This window comes from Phormidesmis sp. 146-12 (genome assembly GCF_052939495.1).
Genome location: NZ_JBJPHS010000169.1, coordinates 1 through 9,865 on the forward strand (window position 1 = coordinate 1; position 9,865 = coordinate 9,865).

Sequence of the window (9,865 nt, forward strand, 5' to 3'; positions counted from 1 at the left end):
GCGCAACTACAATACAAAATGTATAATTGTAACGCCTTGATAATCAATACCTCATTTTTTTTAGGGCAAAAAAATGGGGGCGTGTAATAGCATAAATCCACGCGTTGTAAGCAAGCCCGCAAGACTCTGAATGAACGAGAAGTAAAAATTATTTTGCAAAACTTTTACTTAAAATTTTATGTGCAAATTAATCGTATTTGCTAAGCAGCATTCATGAACTTTGAATTGTCAAATAAGAAAATTTTAAAATGAAATTCCGCACCTCTATTTTATTCTTACTTGTATTATTCGCAAGCTGTAAAAAAAATAAACTAAATACATGTGAACTTGATATTTGTGACGAACGAAGAAAAACAATCATGACTGCTACTGAATGGAGTGGGACATTGGGCTATTATAATGACATAAGAAAATGGGCAGTGAATGTTTCTATTCCAAATACAATTGACGGCTTAAGAACTTGTATCATTTGTGTAGATATTCCGGATAGTTTAAAGACATTGGGACGAATTGTAACATTTAGCGGAAATTTAAAAGAAAGTTGCAACAATCCGAAGCCTCAATTTTTTGGACAAGAAATATATTTTGTTAATCCAACTGTTTTAAAATAAAATAATACTTATCTGAAGAACAAAATAATTTCTATAATTATAAAATTGTACAGATAATTTGGCCTGCTTACAACATACGGTTTGCTGCTATGCCGGCTTGACGGAAGAAACTTCAGTTTCAACTATCTATCATCTTCAGCTTCGGCTTGACCGTTTTATAATGGAATTTGTGCTAAATTTAATCATCAACATTCTAATCGGCTTCAGTTGCCGGGCTGACCGTTTTTCAAATACCGGCACAGCAGCAAGCCGTGATCGTTAGCGGTCATTGTAACGGACGACACAGCAAGACTAAACAGACAAAAATAATGGACGGCAAACTCCTTAAATATTTTCAAAGAATTATGCCTCTGTCAGACGAAGAGATTAGAGCTATTGTTGAAACAATGAGCATAAAGCATTATAAAAAGGGGACTGTTTTACTTGAAGAAGGTCAAAATTCTACTGAAGTTTTTTTTGTTTTAGAAGGTTGTGTAAGACAGTATTATGTAGTTGACGGTGATGAAAAAACAAATAATTTTTTCACCGAAGAACAATGGGTGATTTCTATGAATAGTTTTAGTCAGAACGCACCATCAAAACACTTTTTGGATTGCTGTATGGATAGTGCTTTGGTAGTTGGCAATAGTGAAAAAGCAGAAAGTCTGTATAAAAGATTTCCAAAATTTGAAACTGTTTCACGAAAAGTAATGGAAAAAGTATTTGCAGAGCAACAAGAAATAATGTCGTCATATACTACCGACACAGCAGAGCAACGTTATCTGAAATTATTAAAATCAAGACCTGATTTATTCCAAAAAATTCCCCAATACCAAATTGCAAGTTATGTTGGCGTAAAACCCGAATCATTAAGCAGAATCAGAAAACGGATTTCTAAAAATGATTCTAAACCATAAAAAATGTCTGCTGTCTCTAAATAAATTGAAGCCTAATGGCTGACTATATATACTTTTTTTTGGGGATACCAACAATAAAGTGAAATAGTAATAAGGACTACAAAAAACATACCTCCAATGCTCGCTTCTATTCCAAAATCGCCACCACTAATCCAAATAGGAGCATTACCAAATACAGGTTTTAATAAACTCGGCTCTTTGTCTCCACTAACACCAAATCCAAGAATAGTCCCCTGCATAAAATTTGCCATAAAATGCAATCCCAAAGGCATTGCTAAATTATTGGTTTTAATAAAAGCAATACCAAACAGAATAGAAGCAATAAATATATTCATCGATGCCAGTATTTTCACAGTTCCATTCATTCCAGGATTATTAATATGGGTTAATAAAAAGAGTGCGGCTACAATTAATTGAGCGGGCCATTTTCCAAGAGCCTGAATTAGACGTTGAAACATAAATCCTCTGAACAATAGCTCCTCGGCAATGGCAACAAACAGAAATATTGAAAGACCGTATAAAACAGCTGAAAAAGAAAAAACATTTACCTGCCAATGGATGTAACCAATAATAGATAAAATCAAAACAGGTAAAATCATAAGTGCAGCACCAATTAATAGCCCGACAAATAATTCTTTCAGCCAAACCAGATTGATATTGCCTGCTAATTCACTTATTGGTTTACGCCTCAACAGTTGACATATAATTGAAACAACTGAAATCAATACAATCTGATGAACTATTGTTATCTCAAAAGAAAACTGGTCTGCTAAAATAATCAGTGGAAATAGTAAGCAGAATAGCATCAAAAAAAATAGCACTACCCACCAGATATTTTTGATTTTTCTTTCTGAATTTAAAAATACTTCCATTGCGTTTTTATTTTATTTTATTAATTTTCAATTTCTATTGCAACATTTCCTCTTTTATGTCCTTTCTCAACATAAGCGTGTGCTTCGGCAATTTGTTCCAATGAATAGGTTCTATCAATTACCGGCATCCATTTATCGGCTTCAATAAGCTCCTTTAGAAATATTATGTCTTCTGCTTTATGGCTAATTACACCTGTGATTACCTTTTTGTTGCTTGACATAGAAATCCACAAACCTTTAAGCATTTCCGACACACCAGCAGCACTAAGAATCATTATTCCATTTTTATTTAGTGACTTTAAACTTCTTGAAACAGATATTGCTTTCACAGCATCAAAAATCACATCATAAGTTTCGTTCCTTTGAGTAAAATCCTCCTTTGTGTAATCAATTACCTTGTCTGCTCCGATGGATTTTACTAAAGTAATATTTGAAGAGCTACAAACACCCGTCACATAAGCACCAAATGACTTTGCCAATTGAACGGCAGCAATTCCTACTGAACCAGAAGCTCCTACTACAAGCACTTTTTGCCCTGGTTTTATCTTAGCCTTTTTTATAAAATGTAATGCTGTAACTCCACCAAAAGGTATGACGGCTGCTTCCTTGTGAGAAATAGTCTCAGGTTTTAATGCTACTGACCCATTTTCAGGCAGACATTTGTATTCCGCATAGGCACCAAAACTCATATCTGTATGACCAAAGACAGAGTCACCAACATTGAAATTTTTCACATCTTCACCGACACTTTCAACTTCACCTGAAAAAACAGTTCCCAGAATATTAACTTTGGGTTTTATTAAGCCGAAAATAAATCTGACAGCAAATGGGTCAGCTTTGCGTAATCTCCAATCGCCTGAATTGACAGCCGTGGCTTTAATTCTTAGCAAAATCTCATTATTTTTTGGTGTTGGTTTTTCTACCTGTTTGACTTGGAGAACCTCTGGTGGACCATATTGTGTGTAAACTGCTGCTTTCATTTTTTACTTTTATTAATTATTTGAAAGCGCAAAGGTATGTGACCCATTTTCTAATTTCGTTGACTTCGGTTAAGAAATAAAATACTACTTTTAAGACCGATAGAAAAACAACGAACCGCTAACACGGGTTTGGCAAAAGTGGCGGCTCAGTGCTCCGCAGACATATTTGTGGCAAATCAAAGTTTGGTTCTCCGCATCAACATTTGTGGTGAAAATCGCCACCTTCGCCAAGCCCAAAACCGTTACCTGTAATGCATAGACAGAGTTCATCAATCAAAAATATTAATGACACAAAATTCACTTGAGGTTGCAGTTCTTTACTATTCTGACGAAGGGCGGGAGGCGTCTTTCACTGACTTGGTAAACAACCGAGAAGTAATGGACTTAAAACATTATGAACCTTCAGCTTTTTGGAGTGTATCAGGTGGATTTGACGTGACTTTAAATGGGTACTCTTCAATTTTTCACAGCTGCAATTTCTATTGTTTGGTTAAGGCGACAAGTTTTTTAATTCATTCTTTGTATTGGATAAAAGGCAAGCAATCTGAGTGGTTTGACACAAACGACGACTTCCCAAATGATGTTTTGATTAACCCCACACCTAACACCATGCTAAGACTTCAACGTATAACTAAAAGTGAAGTCGTGTTTTCCTATTCGCCACTTGACAATAACTATGCACACAAACGAGGTGACAGATATTTTAGTGACATTAGGCTAGACAGTGACGCTTGGTTTGAGCAAACAAATCTTGCATTAGGTGAGTATTTTAAGATATTAGAGTTTGTTATTGATAAAGGTGACAAATCAGAAAGGATTGTTGAGACAATGACAGAATATTTGAAAGTTTGGAAAGACATATCAAAACACTGAAGCACTACAGCCAACAACCAAGGCTTCGTCGAGCCTTCCAAGCCAACGACGAACCCCTGGTTGTACTTAACCGGTAAAAATTGAAGTAACTCACTATTATGAGGTTTGCTTTTAGCAAGCATTGGGCGAGGTGCCCTATAGAATGACACTGGTTCAACGCTGGGCTTGGCGATTTGTATAGGGATTAGCAATTTTGATAGCGTTGTGCTTTAAAATCAGTCTCGCAGCGCATTTTTCTATTCATTTTGGCTGTTTTCTGCCGGGCAGGTGCATGGCATTGCCATACCGCCTTATGCAGTAAAAAAAATTATGCCAGTGCTGCTACAATATGCCTTGTCTTTTACTGCCCATCTGGGTGCGGCGGTTTGCTTTTGTAGTGTAGCAGTATTTCCATAGGCCTTTTTTGCAACCTCGCCCTATAAGCCGGGCATTGCCCCGCTTTAAATGCGGGAAATGCTACCTGGGATTATAAGGCTCCTCTTTTTGGGCTTTAAGTAGCCAAGCTGCAAGCATTTACTTTACTACCCCAATACCCGGCCTTAAAATAAACACCCCATGCCGTACACAGAAACGCCCGGTGCCCTACCTACCCGCTATGCACCACCCTAATGCCAAAAAATTTTTGCTATATAACCTGAATTATTGGAGGTGAACGCTTATTTTTACAGAAATGATTTTTAATACTTTTGACCATGCAAAATGTATAATTGTAACACCTTGATAATCAATCCCTCAATTTTTTTTGGGGCAAAAAAATGGGGGCGTTTAATAACATAAAGCCACGGGTTAGCTGCAACTTATGCAATCATCTCAACATACATATGATAGACATGACCTTGTAGTTAAGAAAGAGGGTTGGGCTAATGTATTGTTCGGACTACCAGGACTAGCTTTATTTACTATTTGTCTGTTCTTTGGTATTGGTACGAAAAATTACTTTAAAGAACATACTTGGGCAACTATATTTTCTATTCTTGCTATTGGTACAGCAGCATATTTTCTAATTCGTAACGGCTTTGACAACAGAATAAAACTTGTTATTAGTAAAGACGGAATCTGGACCGTAAAGCAGGGGCTTATAAATTGGAGCGACATTCAGTACTACTACTTTGAAGAAAGAAGTGATGGCGAATCGACTGCTAGTTCCTTAAAAATAAAGCTGGTTAACATTGACAGAACTATTGATATAAACACATCAATGCTTAATACAAATGAAGAAGAGATAGAAAAAGCTATTACCTGCAATTCTGGCGACTTTAATATCATCCAATTACTCAAGGAGATAAGAGTGTACTGATGACGACGTTGTGCGGCTAACATTAGCTTGCTGCTATAGCGGCGGACACTTTGCGGGAGGTCAAACTTTCCTATATTGCCGCTACAGCAGCAAGCTTTTACCGTTATGCCCAATTATAAAAAGAAATCCAAAATATGAATAAAGAGTTTTTAGAAGAATATTCACTATTTAGAAAGTTTAATTGTGAATTACCTCGACAATTAAATGGTATTTCTAAACCGCCAATAAATATGGAATGCAGGAATTGTGGTGGTAATCAAACTTTCAATATGATAAATGAATATTGGGAGTTTCATAATTTCATGAATCCTCCAAGTGGAGACCAAAAATTAAGATTGCTATACGAGTGCCAATCTTGTAGAAAGTTTTTTAGGCAGTTTGATGTCTATACTAGCCCAGACTTAGATTATGTTTATAAGTTCGGACAATATCCTGAATGGGAAATAAAAATGGATAAAACTCTTGAAAACATGCTTGGAAAACATGCTAAGACTTTTAGGAAAGGTCTAGTTTGTGAATCTCAAGGATACGGGCTAGGCGCATTCGCCTACTACAGGAGAATAACAGAAGAAATCATTGATGAACTTTTAGATTCAATAATTGAATTAATTGAAACTGACCATAAAACACAGTATTTAGCGGCTTTAGAAAAAACGAAACAAACCAGAGTTACTCAAGACAAAATTGATTTGGTCAAGGACCTATTGCCATCAATATTAAAACCAAATGGAATGAACCCTTTGGGAGTTCTACATAGTGAACTTAGCGAAGGTTTGCATGCCGAAACTGACCAAGCATGCCTTGAAAATGCAAGTCATATCAAGAGTATATTGACTTTTCTAATTAATCAAATAATCATGAGTAAGGAATCTAGGAAAGGATTTTCCGAAAGCATGAAATCATTACTAGAAAAGAAAAGTAAAAAATAACTGGGCATAACAACCAAGGCTTCGTCGGGCCTTCCAGGCCAACGACGAAAAACTGGTTGTACTGAACCGATAAAAATTGAAGAAGGCTTGCTATTATGAGGTTTGCTTTTAGCAAGCATTGGGCGAGGTGCCCTATAGAATGACACTGGTTCAACGCTGGGCTTAGCAGTTTGTATAGGGCTTAGCAATTTTGATAGCGTTGTGCTTTAAAATCAGCCTCGCAGCGCATTTTTCTATTCATTTTGGCTGTTTTGTGCCGGGCAGGTGCATGGCATTGCCATACCGCCTTATGCAGTAAAAAATTTATGCCAGTGCTGCTACAATATGCGTTGCCTTTTACTGCCCATCAGGGTTCGGCGGTTTGTTTTTGTAGTGCGTCGGTATTTCCATAGGCCTTTTTTGCAACCCTGCACTATAAGCCGGGCATTGCCCCGCTTTAGGTGCGGGATATGCTACCTGGGATTATAAGGCTCCTCTTTTTTGGGCTATAAGTAGGCGAGCTGCAGGCCTTTACCTTACTACCCCAATACCCGGCCTTAAAATAAACACCCCATGCCGTACACAGAAACGTCCGGTACCCTACCTACCTGTTTTGCACCACCTTAATACTAAAAATTTTTTGCTATATAGCTTGTATTATTGGTGGTGAACGCTTATTTTAACAGAAATGATTTTTAATATTTTTGGCCATACAAAAAGTATAGTTGCAACTTATTGAAAATCAATACTTTTAAATTTTTGAACATGAAATGCCCACGAACTGCCGCACACCTGAGCACAAATGATTATTGGGCATTCCATATGGCAATTAAAAACAGTCTCTACCCAGTAGAGACGCACAAAAAAATGAACATATGAAAACACCTCAAAAAACCAGTAAAAAGGGACCAAACAGTAGTTTAGGTAACCCTACCAACTGTACAAATCGTATTGGCGCAACTACAATACAAAATGTATAATTGTAACGCCTTGATAATCAATACCTCCATTTTTTTGGGGCAAAAAAATGGGGGCGTGTAATAACATAAATCCACGCGTTAGCGTTCAGGAATCCCTCATAATGGAAATATTTTGTTTACTTTTATCTGCAAACTTGCTATTATTGTATTTATTATGAGAACCAAAACACTGCACTGTACCTTTATTTCCCTGCTTTTGTTGTCCGCTTATACTCGTGCAAAGTCACAAACGCTGGTAAACACAAGCGGGAACACAGTTCAAAACGGTGCCATAAGTGTGGAATATTCTATAGGAGAGATTGGCATAACAACTTTATCGGCCAATCAAACCTACGCAACCCAAGGGCTGCTACAACCCATTTACAAATTCAAAGACTGCAACTTGCTCCAATTCATTCCCAATGCATTTACCCCAAATAAAGACAACCTGAACGATGCTTTTGGAGTCAAGAACTGGCCTGCAGCCACGTTTTTTGAACTTTGTGTTTACAATCGCTGGGGTGAACTGGTGTTTAAGACTACTAGTCTTTCAGACACATGGAACGGCGAGTACAAAGGGAAGCCGCAGCCTGTTGGCACCTATGTCTACACAGTTAAAGCAAGTACCGCTGCTTGTGGTTTCATTGTAAACAACGGGACAATCACCCTGATACGTTAACTGCTTTTCAACCTACTACTATGAAAAGATTTCTCTTTTTGTTTGTGCTTTTTTCCAATTCAATTGTTTTTTCCCAAGCGCCGCAGGCCTTAAATTACCAGGCCGTAGCCCGCAAAGCGGATGGAAGTATCCTGCCAAGTCAAGCCGTGGGTGTGCGTTTTAGCATTTTAGAGGGAGGTGCCTCAGGACCTGTTGTTTACCAGGAAAGTCACCAGACGGCTACCAATAACTTTGGCTTGTTTACACTATCCATCGGAAAAGGAAATGTGATTACCGGAGTGTTTGCAGGTATTCCCTGGGGCGCAGGATCCAAATTCTTGAAAGTTGAAATTGCACCGCAAGGGGGGAATAACTACCAGCTTCAGGGCGTTACGCAACTTTTCAGTGTCCCCTATGCCCTTTATGCAGAAAACAGCGGAAGACCGGGACCGCAAGGGCCTACAGGTCCACCGGGACCTCCGGGAGTTACCGGACCTGCCGGAAACACTGGTCCACCCGGTCTTCCGGGAGTAAAAGGACCAACAGGAAGCCAGGGACCTGTTGGACCCGCCGGCCCACAAGGCTTACCTGGAGCTGCGGGAGCAGCAGGGCCGCAGGGCCCCGTTGGACCCGCCGGCCCACAAGGCTTACCTGGAGCTGCGGGAGCAGCAGGGCCGCAGGGGCCCGTTGGACCCGCCGGCCCACAAGGCTTACCTGGGGCTGCGGGAGCAGCAGGGCCGCAGGGCCCCGTTGGACCTGCCGGGCCACAAGGGTTACCAGGGGCTGCGGGAGCAGCAGGGCCGCAGGGTCCGGATGGTGCAACAGGCCCTACTGGACCTCAGGGCATTGCGGGCAGCAATGGAAAAACAATCCTCAATGGCACAACCGACCCGTTAGCGACCAGCGGCGTGGATGGTGACTTTTATGTGAATACAACAACGCAACAACTCTTTGGGCCCAAGACAACAGGTGCCTGGGGCACTGGTGTCAGTTTGCGGGGACCAGCTGGAAGCCCTGGTTTAAAGAGCTTGATAGATTTAGAGAACTTTTCTAACTCCTCCTCTTGCCAGTTGGGTGGTGTTAGGGTAAAATCAGGTATTGATCAAAATAACAATAATGTATTAGATGCCACTGAAGTAGATAATACCAAAGAGATCTGCTTTGCGCAAAGCAGCAACCCGCAGGATAAGGCAATAATACTGCCAATTAATACTAGTGCAAATACGACAAGTACAACACCAGTTAGAGGTATAGGAATTGTGAAATTCAACAAAGCAAATTACCCGGGAGCAGACTCAATTATACTGGTTTGTAATCCTTATGTTGGTAATAGCAGTAATACAGCTATCGTCGAATTATACAATTTTACAGATAACACAGTTGTGAACAACGGCATCATCATTACAAATAACGAATTTTCTACTACTGCAGACGCTTACCTATCATCCGGTAATGTGTTTAGTTTTTTACCAAACTATGAAATTGCCTTGGGTGTCAGTTTAAAAGCCAGCAACTTGGGTATGTTTGCGGCGACAGGATACTGCTATCTAATTATCTACAGACGATAAAAATGATGGATCAAGAATGTAACGATAGGAGGAACCGCTAACAGGGTGTTTATGAAATAGCGGCTTGATTGGATATGCCCGGCAACTTGTCTTTACTGAACTTCGGAACAAGGTTGAGGCTAAAGCAATGCTAATGTCACTCAAGCCGTGGTGGATGTCTCACGCACCACGCATTTGGTCATTATTTCGGTTCGTAACACACGCACCGAGGCGGAAGTTATAGCCAAAATATTGCAAAAAAGC

The 9,865-nt window shown here is 39.4% G+C and carries 10 protein-coding genes; 7 read left to right on the plus strand and 3 right to left on the minus strand.

Going from position 1 to position 9,865, the window contains the following annotated elements; genetic code table 11:
* Window positions 1-248: 248 nt before the first annotated feature.
* A complete protein-coding gene (locus tag ACKFKF_RS32810) occupies window positions 249-611 on the plus strand; it encodes a hypothetical protein (protein ID WP_446871583.1) in 363 nt (120 codons plus the stop codon).
* A 344-nt stretch (window positions 612-955) separates the two neighbouring features.
* Window positions 956-1,507, plus strand: coding sequence for a Crp/Fnr family transcriptional regulator (locus tag ACKFKF_RS32815; RefSeq protein WP_446871584.1), 552 nt, complete (start codon window positions 956-958; stop codon window positions 1,505-1,507).
* Between the two features lie 32 nt (window positions 1,508-1,539).
* Here ACKFKF_RS32815 and ACKFKF_RS32820 read toward each other — a convergent pair whose 3' ends face one another.
* From ACKFKF_RS32820 to ACKFKF_RS32830, 3 genes are all read right to left on the minus strand, one after another.
* A complete protein-coding gene (locus ACKFKF_RS32820) occupies window positions 1,540-2,379 on the minus strand; it encodes a CPBP family intramembrane glutamic endopeptidase (RefSeq protein ID WP_446871585.1) in 840 nt (279 codons plus the stop codon).
* Between the two features lie 20 nt (window positions 2,380-2,399).
* On the minus strand, window positions 2,400-3,359 hold the full coding sequence (locus tag ACKFKF_RS32825) for an NAD(P)-dependent alcohol dehydrogenase (RefSeq protein WP_446871586.1): 960 nt from the start codon (window positions 3,357-3,359) through the stop codon (window positions 2,400-2,402).
* Window positions 3,360-3,449: 90 nt separating this feature from the next.
* Entirely contained in the window at window positions 3,450-3,629 is a 180-nt protein-coding gene (locus ACKFKF_RS32830) for a hypothetical protein (protein ID WP_446871587.1), read from the minus strand.
* A 15-nt stretch (window positions 3,630-3,644) separates the two neighbouring features.
* On the opposite strand from ACKFKF_RS32830, the gene ACKFKF_RS32835 reads away from it, so the two are divergent.
* The 5 genes from ACKFKF_RS32835 to ACKFKF_RS32855 all read left to right on the plus strand — a co-directional run bounded on the left by ACKFKF_RS32835 (window position 3,645) and on the right by ACKFKF_RS32855 (window position 9,622).
* Window positions 3,645-4,232: a hypothetical protein gene (locus ACKFKF_RS32835; RefSeq protein ID WP_446871588.1), complete on the plus strand. Its 588-nt coding sequence runs from the start codon at window positions 3,645-3,647 to the stop codon at window positions 4,230-4,232.
* 799 nt (window positions 4,233-5,031) lie between these two features.
* Entirely contained in the window at window positions 5,032-5,529 is a 498-nt protein-coding gene (locus ACKFKF_RS32840; protein ID WP_446871589.1) for a hypothetical protein, read from the plus strand.
* A gap of 134 nt (window positions 5,530-5,663) precedes the next feature.
* Complete coding sequence (locus ACKFKF_RS32845) at window positions 5,664-6,458, plus strand: hypothetical protein (protein ID WP_446871590.1); 795 nt, start codon at window positions 5,664-5,666, stop codon at window positions 6,456-6,458.
* A 1,071-nt stretch (window positions 6,459-7,529) separates the two neighbouring features.
* The gene (locus ACKFKF_RS32850; protein WP_446871591.1) at window positions 7,530-8,075 is read left to right on the plus strand and encodes a gliding motility-associated C-terminal domain-containing protein; all 546 of its coding nucleotides are present in this window, start codon (window positions 7,530-7,532) and stop codon (window positions 8,073-8,075) included.
* A 20-nt stretch (window positions 8,076-8,095) separates the two neighbouring features.
* Window positions 8,096-9,622, plus strand: coding sequence for a DUF7151 family protein (locus ACKFKF_RS32855; protein WP_446871592.1), 1,527 nt, complete (start codon window positions 8,096-8,098; stop codon window positions 9,620-9,622).
* Window positions 9,623-9,865: the final 243 nt, after the last annotated feature.

Excerpts from the sequence above, each read along its gene's own strand:
- ACKFKF_RS32820 (WP_446871585.1), bottom strand. The coding sequence starts at position 2,379 with ATGGAAGTATTTTTAAATTCAGAAAGAAAAATCAAAAATATCTGGTGG.
- ACKFKF_RS32825 (WP_446871586.1), bottom strand. The coding sequence starts at position 3,359 with ATGAAAGCAGCAGTTTACACACAATATGGTCCACCAGAGGTTCTCCAA.
- ACKFKF_RS32845 (WP_446871590.1), top strand. The coding sequence starts at position 5,664 with ATGAATAAAGAGTTTTTAGAAGAATATTCACTATTTAGAAAGTTTAAT.
- ACKFKF_RS32855 (WP_446871592.1), top strand. The coding sequence starts at position 8,096 with ATGAAAAGATTTCTCTTTTTGTTTGTGCTTTTTTCCAATTCAATTGTT.
- ACKFKF_RS32830 (WP_446871587.1), bottom strand. The coding sequence starts at position 3,629 with ATGAACTCTGTCTATGCATTACAGGTAACGGTTTTGGGCTTGGCGAAG.
- ACKFKF_RS32840 (WP_446871589.1), top strand. The coding sequence starts at position 5,032 with ATGCAATCATCTCAACATACATATGATAGACATGACCTTGTAGTTAAG.
- ACKFKF_RS32835 (WP_446871588.1), top strand. The coding sequence starts at position 3,645 with ATGACACAAAATTCACTTGAGGTTGCAGTTCTTTACTATTCTGACGAA.
- ACKFKF_RS32810 (WP_446871583.1), top strand. The coding sequence starts at position 249 with ATGAAATTCCGCACCTCTATTTTATTCTTACTTGTATTATTCGCAAGC.
- ACKFKF_RS32815 (WP_446871584.1), top strand. The coding sequence starts at position 956 with ATGCCTCTGTCAGACGAAGAGATTAGAGCTATTGTTGAAACAATGAGC.